At 65.4% G+C, this 20,154-nt stretch carries 18 protein-coding genes; 9 read left to right on the top strand and 9 right to left on the bottom strand.

Features of this window, described 5'->3' with window-relative positions:
* Positions 1 to 79: 79 nt before the first annotated feature.
* On the bottom strand, positions 80 to 898 hold the full coding sequence (locus tag J0H39_21005; GenBank protein ID MBN9499242.1) for a flagellin: 819 nt from the start codon (positions 896 to 898) through the stop codon (positions 80 to 82).
* Positions 899 to 1,138: 240 nt separating this feature from the next.
* On the opposite strand from J0H39_21005, the gene J0H39_21000 reads away from it, so the two are divergent.
* From J0H39_21000 to J0H39_20985, 4 genes are read left to right on the top strand one after another with little or no spacing between them, the layout of a single operon-like run.
* Complete coding sequence (locus J0H39_21000) at positions 1,139 to 1,828, top strand: orotate phosphoribosyltransferase (protein ID MBN9499241.1); 690 nt, start codon at positions 1,139 to 1,141, stop codon at positions 1,826 to 1,828.
* A gap of 9 nt (positions 1,829 to 1,837) precedes the next feature.
* On the top strand, positions 1,838 to 3,484 hold the full coding sequence (locus tag J0H39_20995; GenBank protein ID MBN9499240.1) for a peptide ABC transporter substrate-binding protein: 1,647 nt from the start codon (positions 1,838 to 1,840) through the stop codon (positions 3,482 to 3,484).
* A gap of 1 nt (position 3,485) precedes the next feature.
* The gene (locus J0H39_20990) at positions 3,486 to 4,460 is read left to right on the top strand and encodes an ABC transporter permease (protein ID MBN9499239.1); all 975 of its coding nucleotides are present in this window, start codon (positions 3,486 to 3,488) and stop codon (positions 4,458 to 4,460) included.
* Positions 4,457 to 5,311, top strand: a complete 855-nt coding sequence (locus tag J0H39_20985) for an ABC transporter permease (protein MBN9499238.1) — start codon at positions 4,457 to 4,459, stop codon at positions 5,309 to 5,311. Before J0H39_20990 ends, J0H39_20985 begins: the two co-directional genes overlap by 4 nt.
* Here J0H39_20985 and J0H39_20980 read toward each other — a convergent pair.
* The gene (locus J0H39_20980) at positions 5,308 to 6,165 is read right to left on the bottom strand and encodes a universal stress protein (GenBank protein MBN9499237.1); all 858 of its coding nucleotides are present in this window, start codon (positions 6,163 to 6,165) and stop codon (positions 5,308 to 5,310) included. The genes J0H39_20985 and J0H39_20980 overlap by 4 nt on opposite strands.
* 133 nt (positions 6,166 to 6,298) lie before the next feature.
* Here J0H39_20980 and J0H39_20975 point away from each other — a divergent pair, with 133 nt between their 5' ends.
* A complete protein-coding gene (locus tag J0H39_20975; protein MBN9499236.1) occupies positions 6,299 to 7,723 on the top strand; it encodes a mannose-1-phosphate guanylyltransferase/mannose-6-phosphate isomerase in 1,425 nt (474 codons plus the stop codon).
* Positions 7,723 to 8,943 (top strand): threonine ammonia-lyase, encoded by a 1,221-nt coding sequence (locus J0H39_20970; protein ID MBN9499235.1) that lies wholly within the window; start codon positions 7,723 to 7,725, stop codon positions 8,941 to 8,943. The genes J0H39_20975 and J0H39_20970 overlap by 1 nt, the downstream gene beginning before the upstream one ends.
* A gap of 6 nt (positions 8,944 to 8,949) precedes the next feature.
* On the opposite strand, the gene J0H39_20965 is transcribed toward J0H39_20970, so the two are convergent.
* From J0H39_20965 to J0H39_20950, 4 genes are all read right to left on the bottom strand, one after another.
* A complete protein-coding gene (locus J0H39_20965) occupies positions 8,950 to 9,435 on the bottom strand; it encodes a hypothetical protein (GenBank protein ID MBN9499234.1) in 486 nt (161 codons plus the stop codon).
* Positions 9,436 to 9,437: 2 nt separating this feature from the next.
* A complete protein-coding gene (locus J0H39_20960; protein ID MBN9499233.1) occupies positions 9,438 to 11,489 on the bottom strand; it encodes a hypothetical protein in 2,052 nt (683 codons plus the stop codon).
* 90 nt (positions 11,490 to 11,579) lie between these two features.
* Positions 11,580 to 12,872 (bottom strand): adenylosuccinate synthase, encoded by a 1,293-nt coding sequence (locus J0H39_20955; GenBank protein MBN9499232.1) that lies wholly within the window; start codon positions 12,870 to 12,872, stop codon positions 11,580 to 11,582.
* Positions 12,873 to 12,877: 5 nt separating this feature from the next.
* The gene (locus tag J0H39_20950) at positions 12,878 to 14,029 is read right to left on the bottom strand and encodes an ATP phosphoribosyltransferase regulatory subunit (protein MBN9499231.1); all 1,152 of its coding nucleotides are present in this window, start codon (positions 14,027 to 14,029) and stop codon (positions 12,878 to 12,880) included.
* Between the two features lie 365 nt (positions 14,030 to 14,394).
* Between J0H39_20950 and J0H39_20945 the strand changes: the two genes are divergently transcribed.
* Positions 14,395 to 14,748: a hypothetical protein gene (locus J0H39_20945; protein MBN9499230.1), complete on the top strand. Its 354-nt coding sequence runs from the start codon at positions 14,395 to 14,397 to the stop codon at positions 14,746 to 14,748.
* A 53-nt stretch (positions 14,749 to 14,801) separates the two neighbouring features.
* Here J0H39_20945 and J0H39_20940 read toward each other — a convergent pair whose 3' ends face one another.
* Together J0H39_20940 and J0H39_20935 are read right to left on the bottom strand one after the other, a co-directional pair.
* Positions 14,802 to 16,379, bottom strand: a complete 1,578-nt coding sequence (locus tag J0H39_20940; GenBank protein ID MBN9499229.1) for a phosphoglycerate dehydrogenase — start codon at positions 16,377 to 16,379, stop codon at positions 14,802 to 14,804.
* A 52-nt stretch (positions 16,380 to 16,431) separates the two neighbouring features.
* Positions 16,432 to 17,598: a phosphoserine transaminase gene (locus J0H39_20935; GenBank protein ID MBN9499228.1), complete on the bottom strand. Its 1,167-nt coding sequence runs from the start codon at positions 17,596 to 17,598 to the stop codon at positions 16,432 to 16,434.
* 165 nt (positions 17,599 to 17,763) lie between these two features.
* On the opposite strand from J0H39_20935, the gene fabI reads away from it, so the two are divergent.
* Both fabI and J0H39_20925 read left to right on the top strand, forming a co-directional pair.
* Positions 17,764 to 18,537, top strand: a complete 774-nt coding sequence (fabI, locus tag J0H39_20930) for an enoyl-ACP reductase FabI (protein ID MBN9499227.1) — start codon at positions 17,764 to 17,766, stop codon at positions 18,535 to 18,537.
* Positions 18,534 to 19,037 (top strand): L,D-transpeptidase family protein, encoded by a 504-nt coding sequence (locus tag J0H39_20925; protein ID MBN9499226.1) that lies wholly within the window; start codon positions 18,534 to 18,536, stop codon positions 19,035 to 19,037. The genes fabI and J0H39_20925 overlap by 4 nt, the downstream gene beginning before the upstream one ends.
* Here J0H39_20925 and J0H39_20920 read toward each other — a convergent pair.
* Positions 19,024 to 19,878 (bottom strand): helix-turn-helix transcriptional regulator, encoded by an 855-nt coding sequence (locus J0H39_20920; GenBank protein MBN9499225.1) that lies wholly within the window; start codon positions 19,876 to 19,878, stop codon positions 19,024 to 19,026. The two genes, J0H39_20925 and J0H39_20920, sit on opposite strands and share 14 nt — an antisense overlap.
* Between the last annotated feature and the right edge of the window lie 276 nt (positions 19,879 to 20,154).

Below are 20,154 nucleotides of genomic sequence, written 5' to 3'. Positions count from 1 at the left end.
TTAAAGAAAAAGGGCGGCGCTTGGAAACGCCGCCCTGAAGTTTGGGAGAGGAGGAGGAGAGGAGAAGACGTACTGGGGACTAACGCACGATACCGAGAATGAGCTGCGGCTGCTGGTTGGCGATCGAAAGGGATTGCACGCTCAGCTGCTGGCGGACCTGCAGCGACTGGGTCGAGGCCGAGGCCTTGCCGATATCGGCGTCGACCATAGCGCCCATACCCGTCGTCGTCGCGTCGACGACCGAGTTCAGCAGATTGCTTTGCAGGCGCAGCGTGCGGCTATCGGCCGCGGCACCGCCCAACGCCGCCGAGACGGCGTTGCCGAAGGTCGAGAGCGAGGTGAGGGCCGCCGTCGCCGCCGTGACCGACGAGACCGACGACGCCGCGAAAGTCGTGAACGCGGTATGAACCGTCGAGCGGCTCGACATCGTGATCGTCGTCGCGTTGACGTCGGCGAGGAAGGTTTTGGCCGCCGAGTTGTTCGACAGCAGATTCACGCCGTTGTAGTTCGCTTGGGCGATGAACGTCGAAATCTGGCTGGTCATCGCGCTGAAATCGGCGGCGTAGATCGTGCGCTGGCCGTTGCCGATCGCGCCGTCGGCAAGCTGCGTGATCTTCGCCTGAAGATTGCCGACCAGGTTCGAGATATTGGTCAGCGCCGAGTCTGTCACCGCCCCCAAGCCCGTGCCGTTGGTGATCGACGCCTGCACCGCCTGATAGGCCTGCAGATTGCCCCGGATGCCCTGCGCGACCGTGAAGGTCGACGAATCGTCCATCGCATCGGCGACGCGATAGCCGGTCTGGACCTGCTTGGACGCGGTGGCGAGCATCGTGCCCGCCGTGCGCAGCGACCCAAGGGCGACCATCGCGCTGAGATTGGTGTTGATGGAGTTGGACATTGCAGGCTCCGTGCCGGGGGATTCGTTATTTCCATCCGCATCGCAACCGGCATGCCAGGAGTATTATCATTTAAAAACAATGACTTAGTTATTCGAAACAACGTGGCCGGGGCAGTTTCTGCCGAGCGAAACCGGCAACGACGGTCCCGCAACGGAAAATTTTACCGGCGGGAACACGCCGTCTCGCCAAGCCCAAGGGCATGGCATATGAAAGGCGCGACAGTATTTCCGGGAGTCGCCATGACCAAGGACGAGATCGCCAAAACCGCCGCCCGCATCCTGATCGAAACCCAAGCGATCCATTTCAACGTCGCCAAGCCCTATATCTTCACGTCGGGCTGGGCCTCGCCCACCTATTGCGATTGCCGGCGGCTGATCTCGTTCCCGCGCGCGCGCGCCAAGCTGATGGATATGGCGGTCGAAACGATCCAGCGCACGATCGGCTTCGATAGTCTGGACGCCGTCGCCGGCGGCGAAACGGCCGGCATCCCCTTCGCGGCCTGGATCGCCGAGCGCCTGGAACTGCCGATGCTCTATGTGCGCAAGAAGCCCAAGGGCTTCGGGCGCAACGCGCTGATCGAAGGCAAGATCGTCGAAGGTTCGCGCGTGCTGCTGGTCGAAGATCTCGCGACCGACGGCAAGTCGAAGCTCCATTTCGTCAACGGGCTGCGCGAGGCCGGCTGCCAGGTGGCGCACAGCTTCGTCGTGTTCCATTACGGCATCTTCCCGGAAAGCGTCTCCGCGCTGGCCAAGGAAGGTGTGGCGCTCCACGAACTCGCCACGTGGTGGGACGTGCTGAAGGAAGCCGAAGCGCAAGCCGTCTATCCCGCCGCCGAGCTCGCCGAAGTGCGCAAATTCCTCGAGAACCCGGCGGATTGGTCCTACGCCCATGGCGGCGTGGGGCGCGACGGCAAGAAGAAAGGCGAGTAGGCTTCCGGGATGCGCGTCGCCGCCCTCGCCTTCGCCCTGCTCGCTTTGGCTTTCCCGGCCAAAGCCAAGGACGAGCTGACGGTCGGTCTTTCGCAATTCCCCGCGACTTTCCATCCGATGATCGATTCGATGGCGGCCAAGAGCTACGTGCTCGGCATGGCCCGCCGTCCGATCACGACCTACGACAAGGATTGGAAGCTCGTCTGCCTGATGTGCGTCGAGCTGCCGACCGTCGAAAACGGCGGCGCCAGGCGCGTATCCTTGCCCGACGGCAAGGAAGGTATGGAGGTCACCTTCCGCATCAAGCCGGATGCGAATTGGGGCGACGGCAAGCCGGTCGTCGCCGACGACGCGATCCTGACCTGGGAAATCGGCAAGCATCCGCGTTCGGGCGTCACCTCGGGCGAAGGCTATCGCCGCATCCTGAAGATCGAAACGCCCGATCCCAAGACGCTGGTCTTCACCTCCGACCGCGTCACTTTCTCCTACAACGATTTCAGCCAATACGATTTCATCCCGGCGCATCTGGAACGCGCGCGTTTCGAACAGGACCCCGAGACCTATCGCCGGCGCACGGGTTACGACACCGATACGGCCAATCCCGGCCTTTATAACGGCCCCTATCGCATCACCAACGTGCAGCCGGGCGCGTCGATCACGCTGGAGCCCAATCCGCATTGGGCGGGCAGGAAGCCGCATTTCAAACGCATCTTCGTCCGCGTGATCGAAAACTCGGCCGCCCTCGAAGCCAATCTCCTCTCTGGTTCGATCGATTACGTCGCGGGCGAGCTCGGGTTCACGCTCGATCAAGCCTTGGCGCTGGAAAAGCGCCAGGCCGCGCGCTTCGATTTCAACTACGTCCCGTCGCTGCTCTACGAGCATATCGACTTCAATCTCGACCATCCCATCCTGAAGGATGTGCGCGTGCGCCGCGCGATGGTCCATGCGCTGGATCGCGAAGCGCTGACCCGTCAATTGTTCGAGGGCAAGCAGCGCGTGGCGCATTCCTTCATGGGGCCGCGCGACCCGATGTCCGCCGCCGATCTGCCCGTGCTCGGCTTCGACCTGGCGCGCGCGCAGGCGCTGCTGGCCGAGGCGGGCTTCGATCGCGTCGTGAACGGTATTCGCCAAAATGCCGCGGGCGAGCGCTTGTCGTTCGAATTCGGCACCACCGCCGGAAACCGTCTGCGCGAAACGGTGCAGCAGGCGCTGCAAAGCCAGTGGCGGCGGGCGGGCATCGACGTGCGCATCCGCAACGAACCGCCGCGCGTGTTTTTCGGCGACGGCACGTCCAAGCGCCGTTTCCAAATGGCGATGTATGCGTGGTTCTCCTCGCCCGAGGCGGTGCCGCGCACCACGCTACATTCGGAGATGATCCCCAGCGAGGCCAATGGCTGGCAGGGCCAGAATTATCCCGGCGTGCGCGAGCCGGAAATCGACGCGGCGATCGACGCGCTGGAACGCGAACTCGATCCCGCCAAGCGCAAGCCGATCTGGGCGCGCATCCAAACGCTCTACGCCCAGAACGCCTGGGTGCTGCCGCTCTATTTCCGCGCCGATCCGTTCGTGATCCCGAAATGGCTGACCGGGATCGAGCCGACGGGACATCAATATTATTCGACGCTCGGCGTCGAAAATTGGCGCCCACGCCCTTAACATGCTCCGCCACGCGGTCACGCGCCTCGTTCAAGGCCTGCTGGTTCTGACCGCCGCGAGTTTCGCGATCTATATCTTGCTCGGCCTGATGCCCGGCGATCCGGTCGATCTGATCGCCTCGGGCAATCCCAATTTCACGCCCGACGATCTGCGCAATCTGCGCGAACTCCACGGGCTCGATCGGCCGCTGGTCGATCGCTATCTCGACTGGGCCGCTTCGGCGCTGTCGGGCGATCTCGGCTATAGCCGCACGTTCTCGCGGCCCGTGCTGGCGACGATTCCGCCCTTCCTGGCCAACACCGCCGCGTTGATGCTGGTGTCGTTCGTGCTTGCGCTCGTGTTCGGCATCGCGCTGGGCCTTGCGGCGGCGGCCAATCGCGGCGGCGCGATCGATACGGCGATCAACGCCTTCGCCTTCGTCTCCGCCGCCACGCCGACCTTCTGGCTGGCGCTATTGATGATCGTGTTGTTCGCGGTCACGCTCGGCTGGCTGCCCGCCAGCGCCTTGCCGCCGCCGGGCGAAGACGGAATCTGGGACAAGATCCGCCATTTGATCTTGCCGGTGACGACTTTGGCCTTGGTCGAAGCGGGCGAATACGCGCGCCATATGCGCGCGGCCGCCATCGACGCGCTGGCGCAGGATTGGGTGCGCACCGCGCGCGCCAAGGGCGCTTCCGAAACGCGCGTGGTGCTGGGCCATGTGCTGCGCAACGCGCTGGTCCCCGTCGCGACGGTCGCGGCCCTCGGCTTCGGCGGCTTGTTTTCCGGCGCCCTCGTCACCGAAACGATCTTCGCCTATCCCGGCATGGGCAAGCTCATCTACGATTCGATCATGGCGAGCGATTTCAATCTCGCCCTCGCCTGTCTGCTGATGGCCTCGGCCTTGGTGATCGCGGCGAACTTCGCGGCCGATATGGTCTATGCCGCCCTCGATCCGCGCATCGGCTTCGGGCGCGCGCGGGACGACGACACATGACCGGCCCCGAAAAGCGCCTCGCCTTGGCGGGAACGGTGATCGCCATCGTGGCGCTCGCCGCCCTCGCCGCCCCGGCGATCGGCTGGCTCGTCGGCTACGATCCGTTCGACACGGATTTGCTGCGCCGCTATTCGCCGCCCTCCTTCGCCAATCCGCTGGGCACCGACGAGTTGGGCCGCGACGTGGCGATGCGTTTGCTGTTCGGGGCGCGCGTGTCGCTTGCGGTGGGGTTGGCGGCGGCACTCGCCGCCAGCACGATCGGCACGGCGATCGGCTTGATCGCCGGCTATTTCGGCGGGCGCATCGATCAGATCCTAATGCGCGCGACCGACGCGGTGCTGTCGCTGCCCGTGCTGCCGGTGCTGATCGTGCTGGCCGCCGTCGATCTCGGCAAACTCGGCGTGCCGGAAGGCGAAGCGTCGAGCCTCGCGCGCATCGTGGTCATCGTCGCGGCGTTCGGCTGGCCCAAAGTCGCACGATTGGTGCGCGGCCATGCGCTCGCCTTGCGCGAACGCGATTTCGTGCGTGCGGCGCGCGCCTTGGGGGCGGGCCCGTGGCGCATCATGTGGGCGCATATTCTGCCGAATTGCACCACGCCGATCCTGATCGCGACGGCGCTCGCCGTCGGCGGCACGATCCTTTACGAGAGCGTGCTGTCGTTCTTGGGGCTGGGCATCCAGCCGCCGATCCCAAGCTGGGGAAATATGCTGACGGGTGCCCAGGAGACGATCGTCCAAGCGCCGTGGCTTGCCTTGTGGCCGGGTCTTGCGATCCTGATCACGGTCGCGGCGATCAATCTTCTCGCCGACGCCATTCAGGATCGCTTCGACCCGCGCCGCAAACGCGCTTAGTGCGACATCAGCACCGGCACAGTCATGTGGTCGAGCACGTCGCGCGTGGCGCCGCCGAAAATCGCTTCGCGCGCGCGGCTATGCCCGTAGGCGCCCATGACCAGGAAATCGGCGCCGAGATCGGCCAAGCGGCTGAGCAACGCGTCGCCCACCGACAGATCGCCGGAATAGGTCGTCGTCGCCTCCGCCGCCACGCCGTGACGCGCGAGATGCAGCGCGATATCGGCCCCCGGCAGGCGCTTGGCCGCATTGTCCGGATCGATCGACAGGATCGAGACTTTCTCCGCCGCGCGCAGCAACGGCAATGCGTCGGCCACCGCGCGCGCGGCCTCGCGCGTGTTGTTCCACGCACAGACGACATGTTTGGCCGTGCCCATGAAGTTTCCGGCGCTCGGCACGAAAATCACCGGGCGCCCGGCGGTCAGCACCAAGGCCTCGCCCAACGCCGCGACATCCGGCGGCAATTGCCCGTCGGGCTGCGGCACGATGATCGCGTCGGCATGGCGGGCATGGTTCAGCGCCACGTCCTCGGCGAAGCCCCAGGCCTCGCGATACTCGATCTCGATCCCTTCGGCGATCGCGGCTTTGGCGACCGCGTCGCGCACCTTGGCGCCTTCTTCGCGCACCTGATCGCGAAACGCCTCCATGATCGACGTGCCGGCAAGCGAGCGCGCGGACATCGGCAGCACCGGCTCGGTCAGCGCATGGATCGCGGCCAGATGCGCGCCCTGCCCCTTGGCGAAACGCGCGGCAAACGCCAAACGCGACGCGATATCCGGCCCCGCTTCGGCGAAAACGACCAGATCGCGGAAGCCGGTGTTTTGGGTGGGAGACGGATTGCGCGGCGGGGTCATGACGTTGATCTCCTTGTCTGGTTCGCGAATGAACCTGACGCAAAGCGGCCGCCCGCGCTTTGATATGGCTCAACCGGCTTTCCAAGCCCCCCGGAATAGGGTAGCAAACGCCTGTTTCGATTGGAGAAAGCATATGACCGCCGCCGCCTTGCCCCGCATTGTTCCCGTGATTTTGTCCGGCGGTGCGGGCACGCGGCTGTGGCCCTTGTCGCGCGAGACCTATCCCAAGCAGCTTTTGGCGCTGGCGGGTACACGCAGCCTGATCCAAGACACGGCCGCGCGTTGCGGCGGCGAAAGCTTCGGCGCCCCCATCATCGTGTGCAACGAGGAACACCGCTTCGCCATCGCCGAGCAATTGCGCCAGATCGGCATCGCCCCGCGCGCGATGGTGCTGGAGCCCGTCGGGCGCAACACGGCCCCGGCCGCCGCGGCCGCCGCCGCGTTGCTGGAGCCGGGCGAGATCATGATGCTGCTGCCCTCCGACCACGCGATTTCCGACGTCGCTTCGTTCGCCAAAGCCGCCGCGAAAGCGGCGGCGGGCGCACGCGCGGGAAAGCTCGTGACCTTCGGCATCGAGCCCGAGCGCCCCGAAACCGGTTACGGCTATATCAAGCGCGGCGCGGGGCTGCCCGGCCTCGACGGCGCCTACGCGGTCGAGCGTTTCGTCGAGAAGCCCGATCTCGACACCGCGAAGAAATATCTCGCCGAAGGCGGCTGGACGTGGAACTCGGGCATGTTCATGCTGCCCGCCGCAATCTTCCTGGCGGAGACCGAGAAATTCGAACCCGCGATCGCGCGCGCCGCGAAGGACGCCGTCGCCAAGGCCAAGCGCGACCTCGATTTCGTGCGCCTGGACAAGGACGCCTTCGCCGCCGCCCCTTCGAAATCGATCGACTACGCGGTGATGGAACGCACGAGCCTCGCGGCCATGGTTCCAGCATCCATGGGCTGGTCGGATGTGGGTGCTTGGGACGCGTTGTGGGATCTGGGCACGCGCGACGCCGACGGCAACGTCGTGCGCGGCGACGTGATCGCCGAGGATACGCATAATTCCTATTTGCGCACCGAAGGCCGCTTGCTGGCGACCATCGGCGTCGACGATCTGATCGTCGTCGACACGCGCGACGCGACGCTCGTGGCGCGCAAGGACAAGGCGCAGCACGTCAAGCGCATCGTCGACCGCCTGAAGGCGGCGGGGCGCAGCGAAGCGAGCCTGCACACCGAAGTGCATCGCCCCTGGGGCAGCTATCAGACGATCGATCTGGGCCCGCGCTTCCAGGTGAAGCGCCTGTCGGTCAAGCCCGGCGCCAAAATCTCGCTGCAGAAACACGCCCAGCGCGCCGAACATTGGGTCGTCGTGCAAGGCATCGCGCGCGTCACGCGCGACGAAGACGTGCTCACCTTGCGCGAAAACATGTCGGCTTACATCCCCGTCGGCTGCGTCCATCGCCTGGAGAATCCCGGCACGGAAATGCTGCATATCGTCGAGGTGCAGTCGGGATCCTATCTTGGCGAGGACGATATCGTGCGCCTCGAAGACTCTTACGGGCGCAAATAATGACCGATCCGATCAGCATCAACGCCGCCGATATCGCCGCCGCCGCCGCGCGTATCCAAGGCCAGGTTCTGCGCACGCCGACATTGCGCTCGGCCACACTCTCCGCCGTCACTGGCGCGGATGTGCGCATCAAGTTCGAGAACCATCAATACGTCGCGTCGTTCAAGGAACGTGGCGCGCTCAACAAACTTCTATTGCTTTCGCCGGAGGAGCGCCAACGCGGCGTGATCGCGATGTCGGCCGGCAACCACGCGCAAGCCGTCGCCTATCATGCCAAGCGCTTGGGTATTGCCGCGACGATCGTGATGCCCAAAGCCACGCCGTTCACGAAGGTCGCGCGCACGCGCGACCACGATGCGCGCGTGATCCTGGAAGGCGATGCGCTGACCGAGGCCGCCGCCTTCGCGCGCGATCTGGCGGCGAAGGAAAATCTGGTCTTCGTGCATCCCTACGACGATCCGGCGATCATGGCGGGCCAAGGCACGCTGGCGCTGGAGATGCTCGCGGATTTCCCCGATCTCGACACGCTGGTGATCCCCATCGGCGGCGGCGGGATGATTTCGGGCTGCGCCGTCGCGGCCAAATCGATCAATCCGAATATCGAGATTTTCGGCGTCGAGGTCGAAGCCTTCGCCTCCGCCGCCCAACGCAAAGCCGGCGAGAAGGTCCATACCGGCGGGACGACCATCGCCGAAGGCATCGCGGTCGCCGACGTGGGCGCGCAATGCTGGCCGGTGATCGACAAATTGGTGCGCGATGTCGTCGTGGTCGACGAGCTGGACGTCGAACGCGCCATCGTGCTGCTGATCGAAATCGAAAAGACCGTCGCGGAGGGTGCCGGTGCGGCCGGGCTTGCCGCGTTGCTCGCCCATCCCGAACGCTTCAAGGGCCGCAAAGTGGGCCTCGTCCTGTGCGGCGGCAATATCGACACGCGCGTGTTGTCGAGCGTGCTGCTGCGCGGCCTTGCGCGCGATGGGCGCTTGCTGCGCTTGTCGATCGAGATTCCCGACAGGCCCGGCGCGCTCGCCGATCTGGCCGGGCGCATCGGCAAGGCGGGCGGCAATATCGTCGAGGTCGAGCACCAGCGCACTTTCACCGAACGCTCCGCGCGTGCGGTGACGGTCGAAGCGACGATCGAAGTCGTCGATCGCGCGCATGGCGACAAGCTGGTCGGCGAATTGGAAAACGCGGGATTGACCGTCGAACGCGGCGCCGCCTGATCCGGATTATTGCGGCGGCAGGTCGGCGAGTTCCTTCACCCGCTCGCCCCATTCGGTTTCGAGCGAGTTTTGGCGGCGCTGCAATTGGCGCAAGCGGTTCTGCGCGCGATTTTCGTAGATGATGTTCGCGATGATCGGGAACAGCCAGCACAGGCCCCAGGCGAACACGGCCGCCCCGTAGACCGACAGCCAGGCGAAGGCGTTGCCGAGAATCTCGCGCCCGCCGGTGCGGCCCATCATCGCGAATCCGTCGAGCAGGAAGGGCAGCATCGCGCCCATGCTCATCGTGCCCACGGCGATCGCGTCATGCTTCTGGCGCGTGGGATCGACGATCGCGGCGGCGAGCGTGGGCAAGAAGCCCGCAACCACGAACAGGCACAGCCACGGCACGTTATAGGCAAGCCACGCGACGATCGCGATGACGCCCGTCCCCGCCATGGCGAGCGTCATGGCGCTGGGGCCCTTCTTCGCCGATTTGGGTTGCTTGGCCATGGCTAAAACAGAATCCGCCAGAGAATCGATCCGATACCGACGACGCCCGACAGCGACGCGGAGGTGAGTGCGGCCGTTTCCTTGCCCGCGAGCATCGCCGCATGCGCGCGTTGTTTCGCACCGCCGCGAATCTCGACCATTTCCGCCCCCGCCGCGACATAGGCTTCCTTGGCGGCGTCGAAGCCCCAATGATCGACCTCGCGCATTTTCTCGTTATCGACGAGCTCGAGCAGCGCTTTGAGATTGCCTTCTTCGGCGACTTGATTGAGCCGCTCGATCTGCGATTGGCGCAGCGGCAAATGATTGATCCCGTCGACATAGCCGCGCACCAGCGTGGCGCACCACGCGGTCAAGCGCGGCACCATCGGCGGACCGAAACGTTCCTGCAAATCCGACAACATGCGCAGGATCGACATGCCGCCCGACATGTCGACTTGTTCGGGATTCATCAGCACGCGAATTTGTGCGGGGTCCGCACCCGCATGGACCGCAAGAAAGGCGGCAATGTGCCGGTCGATCGGCTTGTGGCCGGACCCGGCGGCAGCTTCCAGCGCCTCCAGCACCTGATCGGGTTCCGACACCCACATGCCCGCCGCAAGTTCGGAGAAGCACGGCAGATTGGGATTAAGTTCGTAGAGCACACGTTCGATGCCGTTGCCGGGGGCGGGATCTTCGATCCATTTGCCCAAGCGTTCGACGAAGCCCGCCGGCGGCAAGCCGCGCCCGCCCGCCGATTTATGCAGCATCGTCCATAGCCCGATCACGCGGCTGCGGATGAGGTCAGCGAAAATCGGCCCACCGCCAGGCTTGCGCATGGCGACGGCGATCGCCGTGCCCAAACCGTCGACATGAACGCTGTGGCCGCGAAACCGGATCGGCGCCAAAGGATCGAGCACGATCGACGCGCGCGCCACCGTCAGCGCATCGGAGTAGGTCGGGTTGGGATCGCCGCTGGGTTCGCGCACCGCCGCGTTCAGGCGGTCATGCAGTTTCTGATCGCCCAGCGTATTGCGCACCCACATCGCGATATTGCCGTTGCGCAATTCGGCCGCCGCCGCTTCCCAGCGCCTTCCGAGACCGTGCGCCAGATCGCGCGGCGTCTTGTATTCGCGCCCGCCGAAGCGATAGCCCTTGGCCGCGCGCAACACCAGCGGCGACGACGGGTTGACCTGCTGGCGCTTGCCGTCGAGGAAGCCTTTCAGCATTTCCAGCGTCCAGCGGTCCTGTTCCCAATCGTTGGTCAGGCCGCGCAGCACTTCCATCACTTGCGGCGCGATACGCGTAAGGTCGGCGAGCGAGTCGAACGTGCCGCGATCCACGCGCCGCGCGAATTGCTCGTCCACGTCGATGCCTTGGCCCGGCATGAAGCCTTGCGCGAAGGCGAGCAGCGTCATGCCGAGCGCGAACATATCGTCCTCGCGCGTGCCCGAGCCGCGCGCGTCCGGATCGGCCATCGCGCGTTCGATGGGTTCCAGCGGGGCGGGCTGTTCGAAGCCGCCGGGCACGTGGAACGAAGGGCCCAGCACGATGCGCGTGCGCGCTTCGTCGAGCCAGAACAGATTGGTCGGGCGGATGCCGCGATGGGTGACGTTGCGGTGGAACAGCTCGCCCAACGCATTGGCGAGCGGCAGTAGGAAATGCGTCAGCAAGCGGGGGGCCGGCCATTCGTCGCGCGGGCCGTTGCCGCGCCACAGCGGCCCGCCCTCGGGCAAATCGTAAATGAAGGCCAAGCGCCGCGCCGACGCACCCGGCCAGTCGACCAGACCGAATTCGTAAAGCCGCAGCAGGCCCGGCCGCTCGACGCCCTTGATGTTCTTGGCCATCTCCAGCCGCGGCGGAATCTCCTGGCTGCAGATCAGCGCCACGCGCTGGCCGATCGTGTCGCGCTCGTCGACCGCCAGATAGGCGCGCACGCTGGCGGTCGACATTTCGGGAATGGGCGACGACGGATAGATCTTGAACCGGCCCGCGAGCGAAACGGACGTGCCGGACGGCCCCTTGGCGGGGCCACCCTTCTCGTCGTCGTCGTCGCGTTGATTGGCCGGTTCGGCCATAGGCCGCCCTCCGCGTTTGTCCGGATCGATCTCCCGAATTTAAGCCGTGTTTGTCGAAAACTGGTTAACGAACCGATTTAGTCAACAAAATCAATCGGCAAACGGGTCCTCGACCAGGATCGTGTCGTTGCGTTCGGGGCTGGTGGACAGCAACGCGACGCGCGCGCCGATCAATTCCTCGATCCGCACGATGTATTTGACCGCCGCCGCCGGCAGATCGGCCCAGGACCGCGCACCTTGCGTCGATTCCTTCCAGCCCGGCAGCGTCTCGTAGATCGGGGCCGCCTGCGCTTGCAGATGCTGGGCGGCGGGCAACCGGTCGTAGCGCTTGCCGCCGATATCGTAAGCGACGCAGACCTTGATCTCGTCGAGCCCGTCGAGCACGTCGAGCTTGGTGAGCGCGATGCCGCGAATGCCGCCGGTGCGCACGGTCTGGCGCACCAGCACCGCATCGAACCAGCCGCAGCGGCGCGCGCGCCCGGTGACGGTACCGAATTCATGCCCGCGCTCGCCGAGATGCCGGCCGATCGAATCGGTCAGTTCCGTCGGGAACGGGCCGGAGCCCACGCGCGTCGTGTAGGCCTTGGTGATGCCGAGCACGTAGCCGACTTCGTGCGGGCCCAAGCCGGAACCGGTCGCGGCTTGCGCGGCCACCGTATTCGACGAGGTGACGAACGGATAGGTGCCGTGATCGACGTCGAGCAACGCGCCTTGCGCGCCTTCGAACAGGATGCGCTTGCCCGCCTTGCTGGAATCGCCCAGGAACGGCCACACCGGATCGGCATAGGGTGCGAGCTGGGGTGCGAGTTCCAGCAATTGCTTGCGCAAGGTCGGCCGATCGACCGGCGCGAAGCCCAAGCCTTTGCGCAGCGCGTCGTGATGGCGGCACAGCTCTTCGAGCTTCGCATCGAGCGTGGGCCCGTCGAATAGATCGCACAGGCGAATCGCGCGGCGCGCGACCTTGTCCTCGTAAGCCGGGCCGATGCCGCGCCCGGTGGTGCCGATCTTGGCGCTGCCGCGCGCTTCTTCGCGCAGGCGATCGATCTCGCCATGCAGCGGCAGAATCAACGCGGCGTTTTCCGCCACGCGCAGATTATGCGGGCCGACATCCACGCCCTTTTCGCGGATCGCCGCGATCTCCTTCAGCAGATGCCAAGGATCGACGACCACGCCGTTGCCGACCACGCCGATCTTGCCCTTGCGCACGACGCTCGACGGCAGCAGCGACAACTTATAAGTCACGCCGTCGATGACCAGCGTGTGGCCCGCGTTATGGCCGCCCTGGAAGCGCACGACGATTTCGGCGCGTTCCGACAGCCAATCGACGATCTTGCCTTTGCCTTCGTCGCCCCATTGCGATCCGACGACGGTGACGTTGGTCATGTTGCTTACCCTTCGATCTTGACGACGGCGCCCGCACGCCAGACATGCGTGCAGCCCAGAGATTTCGGATCCGCCCCGGCGGCGAAGCCGCGCAGCGCGATTTCGCCTTGGCGACGCAATTCGGATTCCGTGCCCGCGGGCGCATCGGCCGGCACGAACACGCATTTGCGCGGCGGCGGAAACGGCAAGGCGCGCAGCACCGTATCGGTGAACAGCGTGACGCCCGTCGCGGTTTCGCCCGCCCCTTCCATCAAATCCTCGCCGGCGAGATAGCGCCCGCCGCGCCCCAATTCGCCGCGCACGCCGCGCGCGAATACGGTGAAGCTCAATCCCTGCTGATATTCGAAGCCGCGCCGTTCGACCGCATCGACCGTCAGCGCCAGATCGGGGCGCGAAGCGCGGATCAAGCCGACGGCCTGTTCCAGACGCGCGATTTCGCGCTTGGCGTCCGCGGGCAAATCCAGCGCCTTCAACGCGGGCAGCGCCTTCTCGACCGGGCCCGATGCGGCGACGAGCTTGGCGAGCACCGCACCCGCTTCGCGGCCGACGCGCGCCAGCGTTTCGCCGTCGCGCTTTTCCAGCGCCACGCGGATCGCTTCCTTCGCCACCGGCCCCGGATCGGGATGGGCGGCGAGCACGGCCGAGACGAGATAGGGGATGGCGAGGTCGATCGAGATATTCGCCGCACCGACTTGGCCCAGCGCATCGGCCGCCATCGTCACGATCTCGCTATCGGCTTGCGCTTCCGATGCGCCGATCAGCTCCGCACCCACTTGGCCGAATTGGCGCTCGGGGCGCAACGCGTCGCCCTTCACGCGCATGACTTGGCCCGCATAGCAAAGGCGCAAGGGCCGCGCTTCGCCTTTCAGGCGCGTCGCCGCAATGCGCGCGACCTGCGGCGTCATGTCGGCGCGCAAGGCCATCATGCGCTGCGAATCCGGATCCATCAGGCGGAAGGTCTGGCGCGCCAGCGCCGCTTGGCTGCCGGCGAGCAGCGAATCCTCGAACTCGACCATCGGCGGTTTGACGCGGCGATAGCCGTAGGACGCGAAGACCTGCGCGATGCGCCAGACGATTTCGGCTTCCTGTTCGGCCTCGGCCGGCAGCGCGTCGCGCAGACCGGCAGGCAGAAGGGCGCGGGTCGTCAGTTCGTTCATGGGAGCGTGAGCCGATGTCGGGGCGTGGGAATGGAACCACGCGGTGGCGTTTCTGGCGGACGGGCGAAAAACGCGCCCGACCTTTTGGCCGACCGGCTTTTCCGGGGGTGTGTAGCGGGTTTCGCGGGCCGGGCCAAGGCCTGGCGAAAGGCAGTCCCGTATCGTGCCGCCGCTCACCTGATTTCGACGCCAATTCATATAGTTATGCAGAATCGTCGCACCGCCCGCGAATGGGTTCGGCCCACGACGTCCGCCGTTCCGCGCCCACCGCGACAGGCCGAGGCCCGACTCCGGCAAGCCACCCTTTCATTTCGCTCAGATCATCTTATATTGCGAATAAGTCTTAATTGCATATCTGAGCGAAAATGGTCGAGGCGGTCCACAACACGGCAAGCGAGTTCGGCACCCTCGCCCCTGCCCTCGCCGCAGCGGGCGGGGCGGCGCTGATGCTCGCGGCCGCGACGCGATTGGCACGCCATCGCGCCCGAGATGCGGCACGAATCTTCGTGGCGCTCGCGCTCTTCGCCGTGGCGCTGCGCTTGATCGCCGCGTCGGTCGGCGAATTCCAAACGCTCGGCTTACTGCCGAGTATCGACGCGGATGTACCCGCTTGGCTCGCGACGCTCGCGGGCAACCCAACGCGCGAAGCGATGGCGATCCAAGTCGCGTTCGTGATCGCCGCTTACGTCTTGCTCGCGCACCAGCTCAAAAAAACATAAAGGCGGGCGCCTTTCGGCGCCCGCCTTCATTCTTCATCGCGATAGACGTTCGATTAGAACGCCAGCGCGCGTACGCGCAGCACTTGGGGCAGTGCGCGGATTTTCGTGAGCACCGTTTCCGACGGCGGCTGGTCGACCGCGATCAGGCAGATCGCGTCCGCACCCGCCGAGGTGCGGCCGAGATGGAACGACGCGATGTTGATGCCCGCATCGCCGAACAAGCGGCCGATGGCGCCGATGAAGCCCGGCTTGTCCTGGTTGCGCACGTAGAGCATATGCGGCGCGAACTCGGCTTCGATCGGCACTTCGGCGATCTGCACGATGCGCGCCTTCGCCTGGCCGAACAGCGAGCCCGCGATGATGCGCTTCTGCCCTTCCGATTCCACCGTCACGCGGATCAGCGTGGGATAATCGGACGTGCGGTCGTGGCGCATATCGGTCACGCCAATACCATGCTCGCGCGCGACGGCCGGGGCCGAGACCGAGTTGACGCTTTCCATCTTCACGCCGAGGAAGCCGGCGAGCACGCAAGCCGTGAGCGGCTTGGTGTTGAGATTGGCGACCGAGCCTTCGTATTCGATCGAGATCGCCTTGACGTTCTCGTCCTGCAACTGACCGAGATAGCGGCCGAGATCGGTCGCGAGCTTCATATAAGGCTGGAGCTTCGGCGCGTCTTCGGCCGAAACCGACGGCATGTTGACGGCGTTGGTGACCGCCCCCGTCAGCAGGAAATCCGACATCTGCTCGGCGACCTGCAGCGCCACATTCTCCTGCGCTTCGCTGGTCGAAGCGCCGAGATGCGGCGTGCAGACAACGTCGTCGCGGCCGAACAGCGCATGTTCCTTCGCGGGCTCGACCATGAACACGTCCAGCGCCGCACCCGCGACATGGCCCGAATCCAACGCCGCCTTCAAATCGTCCTCGACGATCAGGCCGCCGCGCGCGCAGTTGACGATGCGCACACCCTTCTTGGTCTTCGCCAACGCCTTGGCGTCGAGGATGTTCTTCGTCTGCTCGGTCAGCGGCGTGTGCAACGTGATGAAATCTGCGCGCGCCAGCAGTTGGTCGAGTTCGACTTTCTCGACGCCGAGATTCTTCGCGCGCTCCGCCGTCAGGAACGGGTCGAACGCGACGACTTTCATCTTCAAGCCCAAGGCGCGCTCGGCGACGATCGAACCGATATTGCCGCAGCCGATCAGGCCCAGCGTCTTGCCGGTGATTTCCACGCCCATGAAGCGGTTCTTTTCCCACTTGCCGGCCTGGGTCGATTTGTCGGCGGCGGGCAACTGGCGGGCGAGCGCCATCATCAGCGCGATCGCGTGTTCGGCGGTCGTGATCGAATTGCCGAAGGGCGTGTTCATCACGACGATGCCGCGCGTCGTGGCGGCGGGCACGTCCACGTTGTCGACGCCGATGCCCGCACGGCCGATAACCTTCAAATGCGTCGCGGCGGCGAGGATGTCCTTGTTGACCTTCGTCGCCGAGCGGATCGCGAGGCCGTCATATTCGCCGATGATGGCTTTGAGCTCGTCCGGCTTCAGCCCGACTTTGAGATCGACGTCGATGCCGCGCTCTTTGAAGATTTCGACCGCGCGCGGGGACAAAGCGTCGGAAATAAGAACCTTGGGCATGGTTACGCTCCGGGCGCGGTTTGCCGCGCCGTTTCAAGAAAACGGGAAAGGATCAGGCCGCTTTGGAAAGCGATGCTTTGGCTTCGGCGAAGGCCCAGTCGAGCCAACCGAACAGCGCTTCAAGATCGGCGGTTTCCACCGTGGCGCCGGCCCAAATGCGAAGGCCCGGGGGCGCATCGCGATAGGCGTCGATGTCGTAGGCGACCTTTTCGGCCTCCAGCATCGCGACCATCTTCTTCGAGAAGGCGGCCTTCGCGTCGGCATCCAGCGCCGTCACCGCCGGGTCCTTGATGACCAAGCAGACCGAGGTGCAGGAGCGGATCGCCTTGTCGGCGGCGAGGAAGCCGACCCACGGCGTCTTCGCGGCCCAGGCTTCGATCGCGGCGAGGTTCTTTTCCGACCGCGCGACCAGCGCGTCGAGCCCGCCGATCTTTTCGGCCCAGATCAAACCGTCGAGCGCGTCTTCGACCGCGAGCATCGAGGGCGTGTTGATCGTTTCGCCCTTGAACACGCCTTCGATCAGCTTGCCGCCCTGCGTCAGGCGGAAGATCTTCGGCAGCGGCCAGGCGGGCGTGTAGGTCGTCAGGCGTTCGACGGCGCGGGGGCTCAACACCAGCATGCCGTGCTGACCTTCGCCGCCCAGCACCTTCTGCCAGGACCACGTCGTCACATCGAGCTTGTCCCAGGGCAGCTTCATCGCGAAGGCGGCCGAGGTCGCGTCGCAGATCGTCAGGCCCTTGCGGTCGGCCGGGATCCAGTCGCCGTTCGGCACGCGCACGCCGGCGGTGGTGCCGTTCCAGGTGAAAACGACGTCGTTGTCGAAGTTCACGGATTTCAGATCGGGCAGCGCGCCGTAATCGGCTTCGAGCTTGCGCGTATCTTTGAGCTTGAGCTGCTTGACCACATCGGTGACCCAACCGGCCCCGAAGGATTCCCACGTCAGCATGTCGACGCCGCGCTGACCCAGCAGCGACCACAGCGCCATTTCGACCGCCCCCGTATCCGACGCGGCGACGATGCCGATGCGATAATCCGCGGGGATGCCGAGGATTTTGCGCGTGCGTTCGATCACGTCGGCAAGCTTGGCTTTGCCGAGTTTCGAGCGATGCGAACGGCCGAGGGCCGCGTTTTCGAGGGCTTGGAGATTCCAGCCGGGGCGCTTGGCGCAAGGGCCGGAGGAAAAATTCGCGCAATTCGGGCGCGTGGCAGGCTTCGTCATTTTAAAATCCCTTCCTTACAGAAGGTCCGGAACCCGTTGGGAGGTTCTGGCCCGCCGCAGGTTCTATAGAACGAGTCCGCTTCGCGCAACCGGATTTCACCGATGCGGCCGAACGTCGCGTCGAGGCGCTTGGGAAGCGTCATATTCCGACGCTATCGTGACGGCATGACCATCCCCGCCCCTCTCGCCGGCAAGAAGGCTTTGATCGTCGGCATCGCCAACGGCCAATCCATCGCCGCCGGCTGCGCCGCCGCGCTGCGCGAAGCGGGCGCCGAACTCGCCGTCACCTATTTGAACGAGAAGGCGGAGAAGCATGTCCGCGCGGTGACGGAAAAGCTCGATGCGGATTTTCTGATCCCGCTCGACGTGCGCGAGCAAGGCGCGTTGGAACGCTGCTTCGCCGCCGTGACCGAACGCTGGGGCAAGCTCGACATTCTGCTGCACTCCATCGCCTTCGCGCCGCGCGCGGATCTGCACGCGCGCGTGACCGATTCCTCGCGCGACGGATTCCTGCAGGCGATGGACGTGTCGTGCCATTCCTTCATCCGCATGGCCAAACTGGCCGAGCCGCTGATGCGCGATGGCGGCACGCTGATGACGGTCAGCTTCTACGGCGCGGAGAAAGCGGTCGAGAATTACAATTTGATGGGCCCGGTCAAAGCCGCATTGGAGGCAAGCGTGCGCGCCATCGCGGCGGAGCTGGGGCCGAAGAACATTCGTGCGCATGCGATTTCCCCGGGGCCGCTGCTGACGCGCGCCGCGTCGGGCATCGATCGCTTCGACGAATTGGTCGAGCGCGCCAAGGAACGCAGCCCCGGACGGCGCCTGGTGACGATCGCGGAAATCGGCGCGCTTGCCGCGTTCCTCGCGACCGACGCGGCCGCGGGCATGACCGGCGGTGTGCATTACGTCGACGCCGGGTACAATATCGTCGGATGACCGATCTCCTGGTTCGCAACGGGCGCTTGCGCGTCTCCGATCTCGATCTTCGCTGCGTCGTCGGGCGCGGTGGCATCGTCGCGGCCGATGCGAAGCGCGAAGGCGACGGCGCCACGCCGGCCGGGCGGCATTTGCTGCGCTTCGCGTTTTTCCGCGCCGATCGCGTGACGGCCGTTTCGCCGCTGCCGTTCCAGGCGATCGAGCCCGATATGTGGTGGGACGACGATCCCGCCTCGCCCGCCTACAACACGCTGCGCCGTTCGGCCCCCGTCGAACACCCGGAGCGTCTATGGCGCGACGACACCGTCTATGACTGGATCGTGCCGCTGGGCTGGAACGACGCGCCGCCCGTTCCGGGCTTGGGCTCGGCGATTTTCCTGCATGTCGCGCGTCCCGATTGGACGCCGACCGCCGGCTGCGTCGCGGTGGCGCATGACGACTGGCCCCGCTTGCTGCCGCATTTGCGGCCGGGCGGTGCGATGGATATCAGGCCGGGCTGATCGGCGCGGGCGCCGTGTGATCGAAGCGCGGCGCTTCGGGGGGCGCCCCATCCAAGCGCAACGCCGCGCGGCGGAATTCACGCGGGCCCAAGCCGGTCATGCGTTTCACGTAGCGCGCGAAACGCTCGGGCGAGCCGAGCCCCGCTTCGCGCGCGATTCGCGCGACCGGACGGCCGCCGCGCGTCAACGCATCCAGCGCCGATTCGATCGCATGCGCGTCGATATACATTTGCGGCGTCAGGCCGGTGCATTCGCGGAACAGCTGGAAAAAGCGCGAACGCGACAGATCGGACGCGGTGATCAGATCGTCGACCGAGGGCGGCTTGGCGGGGTCGAGGCCGATCGTCTGGATCGCGCGCCGGATGCGATAATCGAAGGCCGGGCCCGACGTTTCGACCGGCCCCGCATAGATATCGAGCGCTTCCTGCGCATAGGTCTCGGCCGCGGCGGTCAGGTCCATATCCGTCGCCGCCGGATCGCGCAGCTGCGCCAACAGCGCGTCCAGGCGCTGGCGGAACGACGGCGTTTGCGGCACCAGCGTCGCGGGGAAGGGGCGCGAGGCTTGAACGCCGCGTTTGCCCGAAATATGCGGCGCGACCCAATCGGGTCCCAACAGCGCCACGAGCATGGCGCTACGGGGACCTGCGTCGAGGCGCGCATGTTCCGTCATCGGATTGACGAGCAGCGCATGATCGGCGTCGAGCGTGACTTCGTTGCCCGCGACGGCGAACCGGCACGAGATCGGCGCAAGCGGCACGAGGATCGCCGCCTGCAACAAAGCGCGCGGCTCGTCGGGGCCGGTAAGCTCGCCCGACAAAATGCGCAACTTGGGAAGAAACAATATACGAGTTGCACTCTGCATCGTTTCACCGATTTTCAATTTTTGAACTGGGACGGCCCGAGATCTTGCGCAGAGATAAGAATCGGTAACTCGGATTCGCACGCGCGGCGAGGCTCGAAAATCTACCCTCGAATGAGTGTAGAAATCGGCGATACACCGTATCGAGTACAAATTAGCGAGCCCGAATGGTGCTTTATCCCGCTGATGCGACGCAATTTCATATCTAGGCCAAGTTGTTGCGCTGCAACGCATACAATATTTTCGGACTGACCATCG

Source organism: Alphaproteobacteria bacterium (genome assembly GCA_017308135.1).
Taxonomy (GTDB): Bacteria; Pseudomonadota; Alphaproteobacteria; order CACIAM-22H2; family CACIAM-22H2; genus Tagaea.
This window is presented reverse-complemented; position numbering and strand designations above follow the sequence as displayed.

What these genes read in the sequence shown, in the direction of transcription:
- J0H39_21005 (MBN9499242.1), bottom strand. Translation starts at nt 898, where the DNA reads ATGTCCAACTCCATCAACACCAATCTCAGCGCGATGGTCGCCCTTGGG.
- J0H39_20955 (MBN9499232.1), bottom strand. Translation starts at nt 12,872, where the DNA reads ATGACCAACGTCACCGTCGTCGGATCGCAATGGGGCGACGAAGGCAAA.
- J0H39_21000 (MBN9499241.1), top strand. Translation starts at nt 1,139, where the DNA reads ATGACCAAGGACGAGATCGCCAAAACCGCCGCCCGCATCCTGATCGAA.
- J0H39_20990 (MBN9499239.1), top strand. Translation starts at nt 3,486, where the DNA reads ATGCTCCGCCACGCGGTCACGCGCCTCGTTCAAGGCCTGCTGGTTCTG.
- J0H39_20975 (MBN9499236.1), top strand. Translation starts at nt 6,299, where the DNA reads ATGACCGCCGCCGCCTTGCCCCGCATTGTTCCCGTGATTTTGTCCGGC.
- J0H39_20995 (MBN9499240.1), top strand. Translation starts at nt 1,838, where the DNA reads ATGCGCGTCGCCGCCCTCGCCTTCGCCCTGCTCGCTTTGGCTTTCCCG.
- J0H39_20925 (MBN9499226.1), top strand. Translation starts at nt 18,534, where the DNA reads ATGACCGATCTCCTGGTTCGCAACGGGCGCTTGCGCGTCTCCGATCTC.
- J0H39_20970 (MBN9499235.1), top strand. Translation starts at nt 7,723, where the DNA reads ATGACCGATCCGATCAGCATCAACGCCGCCGATATCGCCGCCGCCGCC.
- J0H39_20940 (MBN9499229.1), bottom strand. Translation starts at nt 16,379, where the DNA reads ATGCCCAAGGTTCTTATTTCCGACGCTTTGTCCCCGCGCGCGGTCGAA.
- J0H39_20960 (MBN9499233.1), bottom strand. Translation starts at nt 11,489, where the DNA reads ATGGCCGAACCGGCCAATCAACGCGACGACGACGACGAGAAGGGTGGC.
- J0H39_20980 (MBN9499237.1), bottom strand. Translation starts at nt 6,165, where the DNA reads ATGACCCCGCCGCGCAATCCGTCTCCCACCCAAAACACCGGCTTCCGC.
- fabI (MBN9499227.1), top strand. Translation starts at nt 17,764, where the DNA reads ATGACCATCCCCGCCCCTCTCGCCGGCAAGAAGGCTTTGATCGTCGGC.
- J0H39_20985 (MBN9499238.1), top strand. Translation starts at nt 4,457, where the DNA reads ATGACCGGCCCCGAAAAGCGCCTCGCCTTGGCGGGAACGGTGATCGCC.
- J0H39_20950 (MBN9499231.1), bottom strand. Translation starts at nt 14,029, where the DNA reads ATGAACGAACTGACGACCCGCGCCCTTCTGCCTGCCGGTCTGCGCGAC.
- J0H39_20965 (MBN9499234.1), bottom strand. Translation starts at nt 9,435, where the DNA reads ATGGCCAAGCAACCCAAATCGGCGAAGAAGGGCCCCAGCGCCATGACG.
- J0H39_20935 (MBN9499228.1), bottom strand. Translation starts at nt 17,598, where the DNA reads ATGACGAAGCCTGCCACGCGCCCGAATTGCGCGAATTTTTCCTCCGGC.
- J0H39_20945 (MBN9499230.1), top strand. Translation starts at nt 14,395, where the DNA reads ATGGTCGAGGCGGTCCACAACACGGCAAGCGAGTTCGGCACCCTCGCC.